16 protein-coding genes and 1 riboswitch are annotated in these 17,389 nt (G+C 51.8%); of the genes, 11 read left to right on the forward strand and 5 right to left on the reverse strand.

The window, feature by feature from the left end; translation table 11 throughout:
• Position 1: 1 nt before the first annotated feature.
• Both BM322_RS05350 and BM322_RS05355 read left to right on the forward strand, forming a co-directional pair.
• The gene (locus tag BM322_RS05350; protein ID WP_075428883.1) at positions 2–820 is read left to right on the forward strand and encodes an SDR family oxidoreductase; all 819 of its coding nucleotides are present in this window, start codon (positions 2–4) and stop codon (positions 818–820) included.
• 79 nt (positions 821–899) lie between these two features.
• Positions 900–1,838 (forward strand): sugar-binding transcriptional regulator, encoded by a 939-nt coding sequence (locus tag BM322_RS05355; protein WP_075428884.1) that lies wholly within the window; start codon positions 900–902, stop codon positions 1,836–1,838.
• Here the strand turns inward: BM322_RS05355 and thiD are convergent.
• Positions 1,827–2,720, reverse strand: a complete 894-nt coding sequence (thiD, locus tag BM322_RS05360) for a bifunctional hydroxymethylpyrimidine kinase/phosphomethylpyrimidine kinase (RefSeq protein ID WP_082334388.1) — start codon at positions 2,718–2,720, stop codon at positions 1,827–1,829. The two genes, BM322_RS05355 and thiD, sit on opposite strands and share 12 nt — an antisense overlap.
• 124 nt (positions 2,721–2,844) lie before the next feature.
• Positions 2,845–2,948, reverse strand: a riboswitch (TPP riboswitch).
• A gap of 42 nt (positions 2,949–2,990) precedes the next feature.
• Positions 2,991–4,526: a DASS family sodium-coupled anion symporter gene (locus tag BM322_RS05365; protein WP_177220829.1), complete on the reverse strand. Its 1,536-nt coding sequence runs from the start codon at positions 4,524–4,526 to the stop codon at positions 2,991–2,993.
• Positions 4,527–5,046: 520 nt separating this feature from the next.
• Between BM322_RS05365 and BM322_RS05370 the strand changes: the two genes are divergently transcribed.
• Positions 5,047–6,891, forward strand: a complete 1,845-nt coding sequence (locus tag BM322_RS05370; protein ID WP_318254542.1) for a M48 family metalloprotease — start codon at positions 5,047–5,049, stop codon at positions 6,889–6,891.
• On the opposite strand, the gene BM322_RS05375 is transcribed toward BM322_RS05370, so the two are convergent.
• Positions 6,888–7,682, reverse strand: coding sequence for a DeoR/GlpR family DNA-binding transcription regulator (locus BM322_RS05375; RefSeq protein WP_075428887.1), 795 nt, complete (start codon positions 7,680–7,682; stop codon positions 6,888–6,890). The two genes, BM322_RS05370 and BM322_RS05375, sit on opposite strands and share 4 nt — an antisense overlap.
• Positions 7,683–7,976: 294 nt before the next feature.
• On the opposite strand from BM322_RS05375, the gene ulaG reads away from it, so the two are divergent.
• From ulaG to BM322_RS05410, 7 genes are all read left to right on the forward strand, one after another.
• The gene (gene ulaG / locus BM322_RS05380) at positions 7,977–9,080 is read left to right on the forward strand and encodes an L-ascorbate 6-phosphate lactonase (RefSeq protein WP_075428888.1); all 1,104 of its coding nucleotides are present in this window, start codon (positions 7,977–7,979) and stop codon (positions 9,078–9,080) included.
• 18 nt (positions 9,081–9,098) lie between these two features.
• Complete coding sequence (locus BM322_RS05385) at positions 9,099–9,539, forward strand: PTS sugar transporter subunit IIA (RefSeq protein WP_075428889.1); 441 nt, start codon at positions 9,099–9,101, stop codon at positions 9,537–9,539.
• A 75-nt stretch (positions 9,540–9,614) separates the two neighbouring features.
• The gene (locus BM322_RS05390; protein ID WP_075428890.1) at positions 9,615–11,102 is read left to right on the forward strand and encodes a PTS ascorbate transporter subunit IIC; all 1,488 of its coding nucleotides are present in this window, start codon (positions 9,615–9,617) and stop codon (positions 11,100–11,102) included.
• Positions 11,103–11,143: 41 nt separating this feature from the next.
• Complete coding sequence (locus tag BM322_RS05395; RefSeq protein WP_033171328.1) at positions 11,144–11,431, forward strand: PTS sugar transporter subunit IIB; 288 nt, start codon at positions 11,144–11,146, stop codon at positions 11,429–11,431.
• Between the two features lie 76 nt (positions 11,432–11,507).
• A complete protein-coding gene (locus BM322_RS05400) occupies positions 11,508–12,350 on the forward strand; it encodes an L-ribulose-5-phosphate 3-epimerase (protein ID WP_075428891.1) in 843 nt (280 codons plus the stop codon).
• A gap of 15 nt (positions 12,351–12,365) precedes the next feature.
• Complete coding sequence (locus BM322_RS05405) at positions 12,366–13,415, forward strand: hypothetical protein (RefSeq protein ID WP_075428892.1); 1,050 nt, start codon at positions 12,366–12,368, stop codon at positions 13,413–13,415.
• Positions 13,416–13,431: 16 nt separating this feature from the next.
• A complete protein-coding gene (locus BM322_RS05410; protein WP_075428893.1) occupies positions 13,432–14,133 on the forward strand; it encodes an L-ribulose-5-phosphate 4-epimerase in 702 nt (233 codons plus the stop codon).
• A gap of 416 nt (positions 14,134–14,549) precedes the next feature.
• Here BM322_RS05410 and proC read toward each other — a convergent pair whose 3' ends face one another.
• Together proC and BM322_RS05420 are read right to left on the reverse strand one after the other, a co-directional pair.
• Positions 14,550–15,332 (reverse strand): pyrroline-5-carboxylate reductase, encoded by a 783-nt coding sequence (proC, locus tag BM322_RS05415; RefSeq protein ID WP_082334389.1) that lies wholly within the window; start codon positions 15,330–15,332, stop codon positions 14,550–14,552.
• Between the two features lie 123 nt (positions 15,333–15,455).
• A complete protein-coding gene (locus tag BM322_RS05420) occupies positions 15,456–15,842 on the reverse strand; it encodes a helix-turn-helix domain-containing protein (RefSeq protein WP_075428895.1) in 387 nt (128 codons plus the stop codon).
• A 183-nt stretch (positions 15,843–16,025) separates the two neighbouring features.
• Between BM322_RS05420 and BM322_RS05425 the strand changes: the two genes are divergently transcribed.
• Entirely contained in the window at positions 16,026–17,381 is a 1,356-nt protein-coding gene (locus BM322_RS05425) for a GumC family protein (RefSeq protein WP_075429010.1), read from the forward strand.
• The last annotated feature ends 8 nt before the right edge of the window (positions 17,382–17,389 follow it).

A 17,389-nucleotide genomic window follows, 5' to 3' on the forward strand; every position in this document is an offset into this window, starting at 1 on the left:
TATGGCTTCATGGCTTAATTTAGAAGGTAAAACAGCAGTAGTGACGGGAGGTGCTTCCGGTATTGGCAAGGCGGTGGCACAAGCCTTCCTGGATAATGGTGCCAATGTAGTGGTCTGTGATATGAATCCGCAGGCGCCGGAATTTGATCTCCATGCGGGCAGCGGTGAAATGCTCTATGTGGTCACTAACGTCACCAATCCGGAAAATATTTCGGATATGATTCAGCAGGCTAAGAAAAAATTCGGCAAACTGGATGTGCTGGTCAATAATGCTGGCATCAACATTCCCTGCCTGCTGGTTGATCCTAAGGACCCTCATGGCAAACATGAGCTCAATGACAATGTCTATGATAAGGTCACCGGGGTCAATATCAAGGGCGTATACTTGATGGCGCAGGCTTTGGGACACGAGTTCGTGGACAACGGTAAGGGGGTGATTATCAACATGTCCTCCGAAAGCGGTCTGGAAGGTTCTGAGGGGCAGAGCATTTATGCTGCCACCAAGAATGCTGTGAATTCCTTCACGCGTTCCTGGGCCAAGGAACTGGGTAAGTACAATGTCCGCGTAGTGGGGATTGCTCCCGGCATTATGGAAGCAACGGGCCTGCGGACGCTCTCTTATGAAGAGGCATTGGCTTACACGCGTGGCATTACGGTAGATGATTTGCGCAAGGGCTACAAGAGCACCAAGACCACACCGCTGGGACGCAGCGGCAAGCTTACGGAAGTAGCCGATACGGTGATGTTCTTGGCTAGCGATCGGGCTAATTACATCCATGGTGTAACATATAACGTCGCTGGTGGTAAGACTCGCGGCTGATAGATCCATAATTCGTGAAACTGGCACATTACCCTCTGTGTGCCAGTTTTCCGCGCATAAAAGCAGGGAGGTCATTTCAATGCAGCCAGTAGAAAGACGTATTCTGGTCAAAGTGGCCAATATGTATTATGTAGAGAACTTGAAACAAAGTGAGATAGCCCAACGCATGGGAATTGATCGTACTACAGTCAGTAAATATCTAAAAAAAGCCTTGAAAGATAAAATTGTCAAGATAACAGTGGAAAGCGATTCCTTTGATGAGCTGGAAGCGGATTTGGAGCGCCGTTTTGGCTTGAAAGAGGCCTGTGTGGTGCCCAAGAGCTACGATATGCAGTTTATCAAGGAACAGATGGCCCGGGCAGGGCTGCGGCTGATTCGCCGCATTTTGAGTGACGGTAAGGTAGTGGGTATGGCTTGGGGAACAAGCATCAGTGAGCTGGCTAAGTATGCAGAACAGGAAAAAAACTCGCCGCTTGATATTGATTTCGTTCCCCTTGATGGAGGACCGGAAGCTATTGACAGCGAGTTTCATGTGAATACGATCTGTTATCAGATGGCTCGGGCTTTCAGTGGACGCAGTCATTATATCTATGCGCCAGCTATTGCCAAGACTGCGGCTATCCGTCAGGCTATTGTACAAGATGTGAACTATGAAAAGATTTCTTCCTATTGGGACAGGTTGGACATCGGTATCGTAGGCATTGGCGCTCCAGTAAAATCATCCAACCTGGTCTGGGCTGGCAGTTTTGGCCGGGAGGCCATCGAGTCGCTGGCCAAGACAGGAGCAGTAGGAGAAATATGTTCGGTGTTTTATGATATCAATGGTCGTGAGGTGACAACGCCTTTTTCTGACAGGATCATTGCGGTAGGACTGGAAAAACTGCGTCAGCTGGAGTACAGCATCGGCTTGGCCGCTTCCCGGGAGAAAGTGCCAGCGATTATGGGCGCTTTGCGCGGCCATCTTATCAACGTATTGGTCACTGATGAGGAAACGGCTAAAATTCTTTTAAACGAGTGAGGTCAGATTCCAGCCATGATGCAAAGGGCCGGCGCCATGGCCGAGATTGAGGCCGGCCGTTAGGGCTCCCGTTAGATAGTCCTTGGCTGCCTGTACGGCTTGGGGCAGGCTGTATCCCTTGGCTAAGTGCGCTGCGATGGCCGCAGACAGGGTGCAGCCAGTGCCATGCGTGTTGGGATTGTCCACGCGCCGGCCGGGCAGCCATAAGGGGCCGTCAGCTGTATAGAGCAGGTCGTCGGCATCGGTTGGGCGATGACCGCCTTTGCATAGTACGTTGCAACCATAAGCCGCCTGGAGTTTCCGGGCGGCTGTTTCCATATCTGCCTTGTTCGTGATCGAAAGTCCAGTCAGCGCTTCGGTTTCCTTAAGGTTCGGGGTTATCAGCGTCGCTAGAGGGAATAATTGTTCCTTTAAGGCGGTAATCGCATCTGCGGACAATAGACGGGCGCCGCTGGTGGCAACCATCACTGGGTCCACCACGATGTTTTTGGCTTGGCGCTGGCGGAGTCGGCCGGCAATCACAGCGATAAGGGGGGCGGAAAAGACCATGCCGGTTTTCACGGCGTCGGGGAAGATATCGCCAAAGATGCTGTCCAGCTGCGCGGACAGAAAATCTGGAGTAGAGGGGGATACACCAGCTACGCCGGTGGTGTTTTGGGCCGTCAGGGCGGTGATGGCGCTCATGCCGTAGACGCCGCAGGCCAGCATGGTTTTCAGATCAGCCTGGATACCAGCGCCGCCGCTGGCATCGCTGCCGGCAATGGTCAAGGCAGTTTTGGTGAGGAGAGCGGAAAGACGCTGGCGGAGCCGGGTGGCTGCTGCTCGTATATCCGGGGCGGCAAAGATGGCGGAGATGACCGCAGCGCCGGTCAGTGATGGCATAGAGGGGCAGGGCCTTACGTAACGCACAGGCTTTGGTGATGTTGTTCTGGCAGAGACTTAGTGACATCGATATTCCTCCTTTGGGGCAACAAAAACAGGGACTATCCATTTCGGATAGTCCCTGTGAATCTTTTTGCATACTTTCCTACGTTGGCATTATCCAACTCAGGTGCGGTCGAAGTGCATAACTTCCTCTCAGCCTGTCTGCAGGCTCCCGTGTATCGTTTTGCCTCTACTTTACGCCGCGCGGGGATTTTTGTCAAGGCAGGCTTAGCCGACGACCCAGCTGACAAAGTAGATGACCAACGGAATCGTCACGCAAGCGATGCCAACGACGTCGATGATGACGCCGGTATGGATCATCTTGGTGATGGGGATATAGCCCGATGCGTAGACGATGGCATTCGGCGGTGTCGATACCGGCAGCATGAAGCCGAGGGATGCGGAAAGGGCAATGCCGACAGAGACCGGAATCGGGCTGAGACCAGCCGATACTGCCGCGGTGATGGCCAGTGGGCCAATCATGTTCGTGGCAGCCGTATGGCTCGTGAGCTCCGAGAGCAGCAGGGCCATGACTGAGAAGATGGCCACCATGCCAATCTGGGACGGTGCGCCGCCCATGGAGCTGACGATGAGGTCGCCGACCCACTGGGACAGACCTGTCTTATACATCATACCGCCCATGGCGAGACCACCGCCGAACAGGATCAGCGTGCCCCATTCGATACCTTCCATGGCTTCCTGCCATTTGAGGGTGAACTGGCGTTTCTCGAAGTTGACCGGCAGGATGAACAGGATAAGAGCACCGGCCATAGCGGCAACGGCCTCTGGGAACAGCTTGTTGTACATCTTGAGCGTAGGATCCGTGCTGCCAAGGGCAATCGAGAGGATGCCCGGCGTTACCCAGAGGGTTACGGCAACGATAAAGCAGAACAGCGTGTTCTTCTGTGCCAGCGTCCAGCCGCCGAGCTCCGCGAGCTTGTTGCGAATGAAGGTATCCGCCCCGTCGATGCGCTCCACATCAGCGGGGAACATACGCGAGAGCACAAAGGCAGCGATGAGGAAGTAGATGACCATCGCGATAAAGCCCCAGGTCATCCATTCGAAGAAGGATACATGGATGTCACACATCTGATCGAGGAAACCGAGCATGATGAGGTTCGGCGGAGTGCCGATTGGCGTCAATACGCCGCCAATCGAGCAGGAGTATGCAGTCATAAGCATAAGTCCTGTGGCATATTTGTATTCATGCAGGTCGATCTCACGGCCATTGGCTGCGAACATTTCCTTGATGGAGGTCAACAGGCCAAGGCAGATCGGGAACATCATGGCTGCGGTAGCCGTGTTGCTGACCCAGCCTGAGCACAGGGCGGCGGCAAGGCCGACGGCCAGGAAGATGCGCTTAGGATTCGAGCCGACCCAGGAACGTGAGAGCAGCCAGTAGGCAAAACGCTTGTCGAGTCCATGGGTCATCATGGCCTTGGCGAGGATGAATCCGCCCATGAACAGGAAAATCATCGGATTCGCAAAGGCGGCAAATGCTGTCCCTACTGGTACGACGCCGGTTACGACGGCCAGTGTCGGGCCAATCAGCGATGTGACCGGGATAGGTACAGGCTCGGTGATCCACCACAGAGCAACGAGTACCATGATGGCCAGCAGTTTGTGGGCCGGTACGGTAAGTCCGGCAATCGGGGTCAGGAAGACCAAGAGTGCGAGGATAGGCCCACCGAACAGGCCGATAGTACGGCGCTTACGGTCAAAGGCCTGTTCTGCGCGTTTGACCGCGAGTGCTTCCTTACTCATCTTGTCCAAAATACATACGCCTCCTTTATGATAAGAAACGATAATTATGATTGCTATAAATTGTTATTACAATTTATTATATTTCTATCATAAATAAAATTCAGTATTTTTTCAATAGCCAAGGCTGGTGAAATTGATTCTTTTTAGGCATAGTAGAAAAATTACGATAATTATTCAGCAATAATGAAAACAATTTAGGCAACAAAAAAGAGGAAGACCGTGAAGTGGGATTGTACTTCACGGTCTTCCTGGGAAGGGATGATAAAAAATTTGAGAAATGGGAAGCAAGAAGGGTGGGATTAAAACCTTCTTGTTTAGGGACGTCAATGAGTTCGTACCCCTGGGGGATTACCAGGTATATCTCTCATCGACAAGTTCATTATAATCGGATATTATGAAAAGAGTATGTAATCTAGGTTACAAAAGGACAAAAAGTAAAAGAAAATCTTTTTCTCACGTTATTTTTAGGATGCGTATGATAGAATAAGGATAGATATTTAACAGAGATGAGGTGATTTCTTTGCGCTATACCAAGCGATGGAAACGAGGCCTGACAGCCATGGTGCTGTCGGGATTCATGATAACTGGCACGGTGCTTGCGCACCTGCCGAAGGCTGAGGCGGCTGATGCCTGGGCCGTGGCAGCCCAGGCACTAGGTGTGCTCGGGGCGTATCAGTCAAGCCTGTCGAGCATCCTGGCGCTCGGCAACAATGCCAAGGCGCAGATAGAGAGCCAGCGGCAGGATATCCAGCAGAATGGTGTCGATCCTAATGACAACGATGTGCAGGTCGTCAATCAGGTCATGCAGCAGCTGGTGTCGAAGGGCGACTATGTATTGAAGGAAAACAGCCTGCCGTTCTGCTGGACGGTCAACAACAGCAAGGATTTCAATGCGGCCTGCTACCCGACGAATTATGTGAGCGTCAACAAAGCGCTCGTGCGTGGCTTGAATCTTGAGCCCGACGAGCTTGCGGCGGTGCTTGCCCATGAGATGACCCATGGCATCGAGCAGCACAGTGCCCATAACTATGCCAAGGCCGTGGCCCAGTACTATGGCATGGCCTTCCTGAATATGGATACGGGGGTAGCGGATTGGAATAAGCTCAATGCGCTGGCCAATTATTCGATTGCCAAGAACGTGACCCTGCCCACCGAGTATGATGCCGATGCAGGCGGTTTCAACATCATGACGAGTGCCGGGTTCAATCCAGGCGGCGGTGCAGCGGCTATGGCGCGCATGGCTCGCTATTTGACCTATGAGACGCAGAATGTCCTCGAATATCAGGACCCCGACCCGAAACTCAAGGAGCAGGAAAACTATAACGACCATCCCGATACGGACAAGCGCGAGCAGAAACTGGCCCAGATGATGACCGACTATGGCTGCGGTCATGTGACAGTCAAGGACCGCAAGGATGTCTATATCGATGGGCAGGAACTCCTGAGTGTCGACTGGGATGGGGACTATGACAATACCCTCGAGAATGCCTACTTTGTCGCAGGCGCGATTGCCAAGGCTTTCCATGATAATGACTCACCGGCAGGGTGGAACTTCCGCACCGATGGCGATGGCAATGTGACCTGCCTTACAGATACGCGCATCAATCAGGCCTTGCATAGATTCCTGAGCACGGAACGCGCCGGTGCGCGGCTGCAGGAGCTGGTCACGGCGGCTTATGCCAGTGAGGCGGCAAGCGGTGCCCGTGCGAAGATGAAGGCTGCGGAGCAGGCAAGGCAGCAGCAGTTGGCGGAGCAGCGTGAGGCAGTACTGGGAGCTAAAGCCAAGGCGGTCAAGAAGATGCGGGAAAACGGTGATACATATAGTGACTATGGGCAGGCCGATAAGGCCCTGTTTCAGATGGAGCGCGTATTTGCTGCGAGAAACCCCGAAAATGAGGCCGAAAACTATGCAATCCGCGGCCGGGCAAAGGCTATATCCGGGGATTTCACAGCGGCGCTGCAGGACTCGGATAAATCTGTGGCTATGGATGGCAAGAACGTCTATAACTATCTGAACCGCGCCGATGTCTATCATATGATGGGCAATACCGAGGCTGCCTTGGCAGACCTGGCGAAGGCCAAAGATGCTGATAAGGGGAATCCCTATGGCTGGCTTATGAGTGCGCAGATTTATGAAGAGCTTGGCCAGCGGGCTGAGGCTTTGGCCAATTATCAGGAATTCTACCGTCTGCGCCCCAAAGCTTTCCGCGTGATTCCGGCAGGATATCTGCAGGATGTCAGTGCCAAGGACTATAAGACACTGCAGAAGGAAAAGGAAGACGCCAGAAAGAAATACGAACAACAATGGAATAAGGAACATAAAGACAAAAAAGCTGCGGACAAGAAATCCGCAGCCACGTCTTAAAGCGTTTCGTTTATCTCTATGACCTCCACGCCGTTGGCGCGGAGGTTTTTTATTTCGTCGCCATTGGCACCTGCGCAGGTGATAAGGGTATCGACCTTGTCGATGGTGCCCGAGAGGAAGTTGTGTTCGCGGCCAATCTTCTGGCGGGCGGCCAAAACATAGCAGCTGCCTTGGCAGCGGCGCATCATCATCTCATTGATAGCGGTCTCTGGCAGGACTGAGGTGGTGATACCGCTGGCGACGCTGATGCCGCCGACGCCGATAAAGGCCTTATCAGCATTGATTTTCGTCAGCGTCTGCAGGGCGAACTCGCCCACCAGCGACTTGCGGCGCTGGTAAATCTCACCGCCGGTCAGGATGATCGTGACCTGTGAGTCGTGGGGATAATAGATGGCATTGCTGTTGTTCGTGACGACGATGACGCGTTTGTCTTTGATATAGTCGAGCATCATAAGGGTGGTGGAGCTTGAATTCATAAAAATCGTATCGCCGTCCTCAATCAGCGAGGCGGCATACTGGGCAATGGCCTGTTTCTGTTCGGCATCGACACGGCTCTTTGGGTCGGCTGTTGGTGTATCTTCTTCCTTCAATGTGCCGGCAATGAGCTCGGCACCGCCATGGAATCGCGTGACGAGGTGCTGCTGCTCGAACATCACGAGGTCGCGGCGGATGGTCGTGGCCGATACGCCCAGCTGAGCAGCTGCTGTATCAACATCAATGGTCTTGTTTTCTTTCAATAAACGGAGCAATGTCTGCTGGCGGCGAAAGACTACGCTTTTACTATTTTTCATATAATGGAATCCTTTCAAAATGGGAGTTTTGTGGAATAGGCAAAACAGACAGTAATACAATCATATCCATATAATTTATGATTACATGAATATTATAACGAAAGGATATGGAAAAATCAAGCATCAAATAATCATATAATGAGCGTAAAATATATTACAAATGTCACATTTTGATTATTTTATGAAAAAGTGCTTGAAATGAGCATAACAATGTGCTAATATAGACGTGTCGATAGGAAATACGGCAAAACAATCATAAAGTTACGCTTAAATGATTATTTTAGGGGGATTAACATGAGTAAGATTTCCGAAATGACCCGCGAAAGCTGGATCATGAGCACCTTCCCGGAATGGGGAACCTGGTTGGTAGAGGATATCGAAAGCTACGAAGTACCGGAAGGCCAGGTCGCCATGTGGTGGCTGGGCTGCACGGGCACCTGGTTCAAGACGCCAGGTGGTGCCAACGTGACCGTGGATTTGTGGTGTGGAAACGGCAAACGTACCCACGGCGATGGCAAGATGAAAGTTGGTCATCAGATGGCTAACATGTGTGGCTGCCGCTCGATGCAGCCGAACCTGCGCAACGTACCCTTCGTCATCGACCCATTCGCGTTCAAGCAGGTCGATGCGGTGCTAGCAACCCATTACCATCAGGACCATATGTCAGCGGAGTGGGCAGCCCATGTACTGCACAGCGGCATGACGACGACGGATGAGAACGGCAAAGAGATTCCGGTTCCCTTCATCGGACCGCAGAAATCCGTGGATACCTGGGTCAAATGGGGCGTGCCGGTGGAGCGTTGCCAGGTCGTCAAACCAGGGGATGTCATCAAGATCAAGGACATCGAGATCGTCTGCCTCGATAGTTTTGATCGCACCTGCATCACGACGACGGACTCGACGGGCCCGGACCGTGAGGAACTCACTGGCAAATGCCCCACCGACATGGACGAGAAAGCAGTCAACTACCTGCTCAAGACACCGGGCGGTAACATCTACCACTCCGGTGACAGCCACTTCTCGATTTACTTTGCGAAACATGGCAAGGATTACGACATCGATGTGGCCTTCGGTTCCTTTGGCGAGAACCCGATCGGCATGCAGGACAAGATGACGTCCATCGATATCCTGCGCATGGCTGAGAACCTCCAGTGCAAGGTGGTCGTACCCATCCACTGGGATGTCTGGACGAACTTCCAGGCTGACTGCAATGAGATTGAACTCTTGTACAATTTCAAGAAGGACCGCAACGAGTACAAGTTCCATCCCTTCTTCTGGCAGGTTGGCGGCCGCTATGTCTATCCGATGGATAAGGATAAGATCTACTACCACCATCGCCGTGGCTTTGAGGATTGCTTCGAGCATCCGCAGAACATTCCATTCCGTTCCTGCCTGTAATCAGAGGGGAGAGCCAAGATGTTTAAAGAATTTGTCGAGACTAAGCACTATTCGTTCCATGAAGGCTTTGCTGACTGGCGGGACGCCGTCCGGGCAGCCTGTGCACCACTGCTGGCTGATGGCACCATCGAAAAGGAATATCCGGAAATCATCATCGAGAAGGTGGAGGAGCTTGGCCCCTACATCGTCATTGCCCCAGATATCTGCATTCCGCATGCAGAGCGCGGCCGCGGCGTCAATGGCACGGCCATGTGCTTCATGAAGACGGAAAAGCCCGTAAGCTTTGATAAGAGCGACCCGGATAAAGATGCCCGCATCTTCGTGGTATTGGCAGCTACCGATGACGAAGTCCATCTGAATAACCTGATGGCGCTGTCCGAGACGCTTTCCGATGAGGATATCGTGGCCAAGGTCTTGGCAGCCAAGACACCGGAAGACCTGTTGCAGATCGAGGCGTAAAGAGAGCTTTTAGTGAGGGGAGTCTGGGGAGGCTCCCTTAGGGGAAAAGAAACGAAAGTGGGGAAAAAGTAAGTTATGGAAATCTTGTTATCCGTTTGGGAGTTTTTCCAAAACAACATCCTGACGAAACCGGCCTTCTTCATCGGTTTTATCGTCTTTGCTGGTTACGCACTTTTAGGTAAGAAATGGTATGAGTGTCTGGCAGGCTTTATCAAAGGTACTGTCGGCTATATGATCTTGAATGTCGCATCTGGCGGACTCGTCGGCAACTTCCGTCCGGTGCTGGCAGGCCTCAAGGACAGATTCGAGCTGTCGGCTGCCGTTATCGACCCGTACTTCGGTCAGGCAGCAGCCCAGGCCTCGGTAGAGAATATCGGCCGTTCCTTCTCCATGATGATGATGGTCCTGCTGATTGCCTTTACCATGAATATCCTCTTGGTACTATTCCGTAAGTATACGAAGATCCGCACCTTGTTCATCACTGGTCATGTCATGGTACAGCAGTCCTCGACGGCATTGTGGCTCGTCCTCTTCTGCTTCCCAGGCCTTATGGACCCGCAGGTTGTCGTGATGCTCGGTATTCTCCTTGGTACTTATTGGGCTGTGGCCTCGAACCTCACCGTTGAGCCAGTGGCAAAGCTCACCGAGGGCGGCGGTTTCGCTACTGGTCATCAGCAGATGTTTGGTATCTTCCTGGTATCCAAGATTGCCAAGAAAATCGGCGATCCGAAAAAATCCCTCGAAACCCTCAAACTGCCGGGCTTCCTTTCCATCTTCAATGAGAACATGGTGGCAACCGGCGTGCTCATGACCATCTTCTTCGGTACAATCATCACGATTCTGGGCCCGGACCTCATGCATCAGATCGATAAGGGCTTTGGCAAGAATCAGAACTTCCTGTTCTATATCCTTGAGAAATCTTTGAACTTCGCTGTTTACCTGACTATCCTGCAGCTTGGTGTCCGTACCTTCGTATCGGAGCTCACGAACTCCTTCCAGGGTATCTCGGAGAAACTCCTGCCGGGTTCTGTTCCGGCCGTCGACTGCGCCGCAACGTATGGCTTTGGTCATCCGAACGCCGTAACGTTTGGCTTCCTGTTTGGTGCTTTTGGCCAGTTCCTGGCCATCATGGGGCTTATCGTTTTCAACAGCCCGATTCTCATCATCTCGGGATTCGTGCCGCTGTTCTTCGATAACGCAACCTTTGCTGTCTTTGCCAACCGTCTCGGCGGTATCCGCGCCGCAGCTATCATTCCCTTCTGCAGTGGTATCATCCAGGTATTAGGTGGTGGTTTTGCCGCTTACCACTTCACGACGGGTAACTTCGGCGGCTGGCATGGCAACTTTGACTGGGATGCTGTCTGGCCATTCATCGGCGTCATCATGGAGAACTTGCAATACGTTGGTGTGGCCGCTGTAGTCATCCTGCTGCTGGCTATCCCGCAGATCCTCTATCAGCGCAACAAGGATACCTACTTCGTCATTGCTGAGGACTTTGATAAATACAAGGAAATCCTCGCCAAGAAACAGGGCGTACCTGTGGATGAAGTCGTCATTGATTGATTGTAGAAATTCGTTTTGTGATTATAAAGGAGTGCTTCAAAATGGCTAAATTGAAAGTTATCGCTGCATGTGGTTCGGGTATGGGTTCTTCTCAGATCATCAAGATGAAACTCGAGAAGGTCTTCAAGAAACTGGGCCTTGATGCAGAAATCTATCATACGAATGTTGGTGATGCCAAATCCCAGGCCAACAACTACGATGTGGTGTTCTGCTCCGAGTCGCTGGTGGGCACCTTCACGGGAACCAAGGCTACGGTCATCGGCCTCAAGAATCTGCTGGCCGAAAAGGAAATGGAAGAGAAAATCCAGGCAAATATCGTCAATGGCTAATAGCTGAGAATCAGCAGGGCTGCTGCAAAGTGCAGCAGCCCTTTTTATGCCTTTTTTGTGACTGGGGGAAGGAAAAATGAGCAAATATCAGTTAGGGCTTTATGAAAAATCCATGCCCGGTGACCTGACCTGGGCGGAAAAATTACAGGCGGCTAAGAACGCTGGCTTTGACTATGTGGAAATGAGTATTGATGAGACCGATGCGAAACTGGCGCGGCTTGATATGACCGATGGGGAAATTGATGAAGTCCGCGCCGCCATGCGGGCAACCGGCGTGCCGTTCCGCTCCATCTGCCTGAGTGGCCATCGCAAATTCCCGCTGGGCTGCCCCGATAGGCAGAAACAGGACCGCAGCCTCGATATCATGCAGAAGGCGGTGGCCCTGGCGGCAAAGCTGGGCATCCGCACGATCCAGCTGGCTGGCTATGATGTCTACTATGAGAAAGGCACGGACAAGACGCGGGCGGATTTCCTGCAGAATCTGCGCAAGGCCGCCGACATGGCGGCGGCCGAAGGCATCCAGATGGGATTTGAGACGATGGAGACGCCGTTCATGGATACGGTGGAAAAAGCCATGAACTATGTGCGGCAGGTCGATTCGCCTTATCTCGGAGTCTATCCAGATTCAGGCAATATCACCAATGCTGCGCTGCTCTACGATGGTGATGTGGCCGCTGACCTGGAGACGGGCCGCGGCCATATCGTGGCCGTACATCTAAAGGAGACCGTACCGGGCAAATATCGCGAGATTCCCTTTGGCACCGGCCATGTGGACTTCCGGAAAATCGTCGATAAATCGTGGCAGCTTGGCGTCAGGAGATTTGTCGGCGAGTTCTGGTACGACCCGCAGACGGACTGGCGCGAAGAATTGCAGAAAGCTAACGATTTTCTGCGTTCGTATTTGGATAAGGCAGAATGAGAAAGAAGGATAATTATGTTCAATGTCAATAAAAAAGTAATCGGAGAGCTGGAGAAATGCTATTCGCTGGCCATGCTACACTATCAAGGCAAGGATCATTTCCTCTGTGCAGCCGAAAAGGTCAACAACTGCTATTTGATCAGTCTGGATGGCAAGATTGAGGAAACGGTCTGGGAAGGCCCCGGCGGCGTCATGACCATGGTACAAGTGCCGGGCACCGATGGCCAGTTCCTCGCCACGCGCAAGTTCTACTCGCCGAACGACTCCAAGGAGGCGTCGATTGTCGTGGTCACGCCGAAAGGCAAGGATGACTGGGAAGTGCGCACGCTCTGTGATTTGCCGTTCGTCCATCGCTTCGACATCCTGCAAGCTGGTGGCAAGAACTACATCCTTGCCTGCGCCCTGAAATCCGACCATGAGTACAAGGAAGACTGGCGCTTCCCGGGCAAGCTCTTTGTGGCGGAGCTGCCCGAGGACTTGTCAGTCTATAATGATGACAACCAACTCCAGCTTACGCCAATCAAGGACAATATGCTCAAGAACCATGGCTATTACCGTCATATGGAAAAAGATGGCTCCACGAGTGGCATCGTATCCTTCGATGGCGGCGTATTGCAGGTATTCCCGCCGCAGACGGCAGGGGGTGAGTGGCGCATCGAGGAGCTTATCACCGATGCGGCCAGTGATGCGGTGCTCATGGACCTCAATGGCGACGGCGAGGAAGAACTCTGTGCGATTGCGCCGTTCCATGGTGATACCGTGAATATCTATGAGAAAAAGAATGGTAAATTCGAGCTGGCCTACACCCATCCGGAGAAACTCGAATTCCTCCATGCGATTTTCGGCGGCGATATTTGCGGCAAGCCGGCCTGGATCATCGGCAACCGCAAGGGCGATCGGCTGCTACTGGCTTTTACCTATGGGAAAGATGGCTATGAGGCTCAGGAGCTTGATCGTGGCCGTGGTGCAGCGAATGTGCTACACTATGTTCATGAAGGCAAGGACATAGTCATCGGCGCGAACCGCGAGACCAATGAAATCGCGCGCTACGAGCTGACGGAATGAACGGGGAGGAAATATAATGCTCGAAGAACTCAAACAGAAAGTCTATGAAGCCAATATGCTGCTGCCAAAGCACCATTTAATTACCTTTACCTGGGGCAATGTCTCAGGCATCGACCGTGAGAAAGGCCTGTTCGTCATCAAGCCGTCAGGCGTGGAGTACGATGTGCTGAAACCTGCGGATATGGTGGTAGTTGACCTTGAAGGCAACAAGGTCGAAGGGGAGCTCAATCCCTCGTCGGATACCGAGACCCATCGCATCTTCTACAAAGAATTCCCCAATATCGGCGGCGTCGTGCATACCCATTCGCGCTGGGCGACGATCTTTGCCCAGGCAGGACAGGGGGTGCGCGCCTATGGCACGACGCAGGGTGACTATTTTTATGGCGAGATTCCGTGCACCCGTGATATGACCGAGGAAGAAATCCAGGGCGAGTACGAATACAATACGGGTGTCGTAGCGGTGGAGCGCTTCAAGAAATACGGCATCAATCCCGACTATGTACCCGCTGTCCTTGTCAAGAACCACGGCCCCTTCTGCTGGGGAACGGACTGCATGAACGCCGTCCACAATGCCGTCGTGCTCGAAGAAGTAGCCATGATGGCCTTCCACACGCAAATGCTCACCGGCGACCGCGACCCCATGCCGCAGGCCCTGCTCGACAAGCACTTCTTGCGTAAGCACGGCCCGAATGCCTACTATGGTCAGAAAAAGAAGTAAAAAAATCCTTCCCGGCGGGGAAGGATTTTTGCTTTGATGAAGATAAATCAGGTATGACATGCTGATTATATGATATACTGGTATAGCCACAGCCCTCATCAAGCTAATTTGGCAAGGGAGGGAGGTCAGCAATTTGTTCATATCTAAAATACTGCTTGAGCTGCTTGTCAGTATTATCGGGAGTATTCTCGGTACATTGATTTTGCAGATGCTGGGGCTGTAAGAAAGCACAGCCATTGTGGCACCAGCGAGGTGTGCCAATCATCACGGTACACGAAAAAGCCCTTGGGGTCATCACTCCCAAGGGCTTTTTCTATGGCCAACATATGTCCATATCTAAATACTACATTCATTGTAGCATCATCATATCTATTCGTCAATATAGCTATTTCGCAACAAATCAATAAGAAGAGTGTTTATCGTTCCATGATGGCCTCAACAGATTTTACACAGGCATTGCGGAAGCCGTTTTCTTCCAGTGCCGTGACGCCGCGGATGGTGGTGCCGGCTGGGGAGCAGACGTTATCCTTGAGTACGCCCGGGTGCTCGCCGGTGGCGAGCTGCAATTTAGCCGAGCCGAGAATCATCTGGGAAATCAGTCGATAGGCATCAGCGCGTTTCATGCCGTATTTTACCGCAGCATCGCCATAGGCCTCGATCATGAGGTCGACGAAGGCCGGGCCGCAGCCTGTGACCGTGCCGCCGATGCCCATAAGCGAGCTCGGCAGCTCCTGGACAAGCCCGACGGCGGCAAAAAGCTGCATGATTTCGGCACGCTCGTCATCGTCTAGCGAATTTGTTTCCTCAAACAATAGCACCCCCTCGCCAACCATGGCGGGGGTATTTGGCATGACGAATTGCAGGCGCGTTGCGGTCTTTAGATGCTGCTGATATTTGGCGTAATCCCAGCCGGCAGCAATCGAAATCAGCGCCTTGCCATCGAGCTTATTGCCGAGATCGGCAAGTACGGATTCGATCTGATACGGCTTGCAGGCCATGACGAGCGTATCAGCTGCGGCAGCAAGGTCAGCCAGCGTCGCGCACGGCGTGAAGCCGATGCGCGTGCTGTTCTTCTGCAGCTTCTCCTGATTCGGTGCAAAGGCAAAGACCTTCGCCTTATCGATAGCCCCTGCTTTGATAAAACCTTCAGCCAGCGCCTGTGCCATATTGCCCATGCCGATAAAACCGAGTTTATTCATCGCGATAACCTCCTATATATAGCTGGTTGTTTTACTGTACGATACAATAGTTACAATTATATCATAAACAAACCGTTTTAGGTAAAGAAAATAGGCATTTCGATGTTCATGCAATCGAAATGCCTATTTTTTGTCTGTGTTTTTCTCGGCCACAGTATCATATGAAGTTTTCGCTACCCCAGCACCGGATTCAAGCTCCACATCCAGTGCCATATGCGCTGCGTAATGTTGCTGCATATGTTTCGATAGCTTATAGAAACTCTGCAGCATCTGCCGGGCAAGCGGTGGCAGTGTCATCTCGCTGGTTTGTTTCGCTTTGTGACCAACCAGGGCATCAAGCGTTATGCCATAGAAATCGGCCAGCTTCGTCAGCGTCTCGATATCCGGTGACCGCTTGCTTGCCTCGTAATTTGCATAAGTAGAACGGCTGACGCCAATCGCATCGGCAACCTGCTGCTGCTTCAAATCGTGCAATTCGCGCCATTCCAGCAAATGTTTATTGATAACCATCACGTCCTTATCAGAAATCTACATATATTATAAGGAAACTTTCCGATAAAACATGATTTTGTGCCGTATTGAATTATGAAATATTGACTTGCTTCACAATGAAACATATAATAGAAGTTGCAATACGAGACATAGTGCGAATATGAAGTAAATAAAATGAAACAAAAGGAGCGACGCAAGTATATGGAAAACGAAGAGAGCATCGACCTGGGCAGACTCATGCAGATCATGCTGGAGCGGAGGAAGGTAGTAGGCGGCATTATTGCCGGCTGCACCATTGTCGCCATGGGAGCAGCGTTGATGATGCCGAAGCAGTACGAATCGACGACCCTTGTGCAGACTAGAAGCGCGGGGAAAGACATCGGTGGAGCTGCAGCGATGGCAGCTGCTATGGGCATCAATATTGGTGTAAGCAGCAGTTCCGCTGCATCGCCGCTTAGTTATATCGAGCTTATGAAATCGCGTCGTGTTATAGAGCCAATTATTGATCAGATGGACTGGCCAAATGAGAAAGCTAAGCCGGAGGCCAGGGGGTTTGCGAAAGGGCATCTCAAAATCGAGAATACCAAGCAGACAAATCTCATCACGGTAACGGCTACAGGCCGCACGCCGGAAGAAGCGCAGATGATCTCGCAGGGAGTGGTGGATAACTTCCTTAAGATGCAGACTGAGAACAGTCAGCAGACGCAGAGTCTGCTCGTAACGTTCCTCAATGAACGAGTTGAGAATGCGAAAAAAGAAGCTGATGCGGCTGATCAGAAACTAGCACAGTTCTCGAAAGAACATAAGATTTACAGCCCGGATGATCAGGCCAAAGCAGCCATCGAGCAGCTGGCTGCGTTTGATAAGGCTATCAGTGAAATGCAAGTACAGAAAAAATCAGCACAGGCACAGAATGAGGTGGCTACGCAGAAGCTTAGGGAACAAAAATCGGGATCGCGTAACTACAACATTAACGATAACCCAACGGTTCAGGAAATTCGAAAGCAGATTGTTGAAAAAGAGGTTGAGCTTGTTGGGTTGCAGCAGAAAATGACGGATAAACATCCGGATGTAGCAGCTGTGCAGAATCAGCTCAAAGACCTTCATAGTTTATTGGCTGAGGAAGTAAACGCGGTAGTAGAATCTAATGCGGCCAGTCTCAATACAGCTCAGATGGAAATGCTGAAAAGTCAGGCGGTAGCGCAGGCAGAAGAAAGTGCTGCCAGTGCCAGTGAAACAGCTATCAAGGCTAAGAAAAGCGAGAAAGAGCAGGAACTTGGGCAACTGCCTGATGACATGATGAACTTTCTACAGCTCAAAAGTGATTCGGAAATCAAGCAGAAAATCTATTTGAGTCTTGTACAGCAGTGTGAGCAGGACAAGATTCAGGAAGCCATGGAATCCATGGACATCCAGATTATCGATGCAGCAAATCTCCCCGATGAAGATAAACCAGCCGCACCGCGCAAGAAACTCATCGCTGCTATCGGCTTTGTAATCGGCTGCCTGATCAGCTTTGGCTATGGTTTAGTCCAGTATAAACGAGAAGAGGCGTAAAAGGAGCG

Source organism: Selenomonas sp. GACV-9 (genome assembly GCA_900116485.1).
GTDB lineage: Bacteria > Bacillota > Negativicutes > Selenomonadales > Selenomonadaceae > Selenomonas_A > Selenomonas_A ruminantium_G.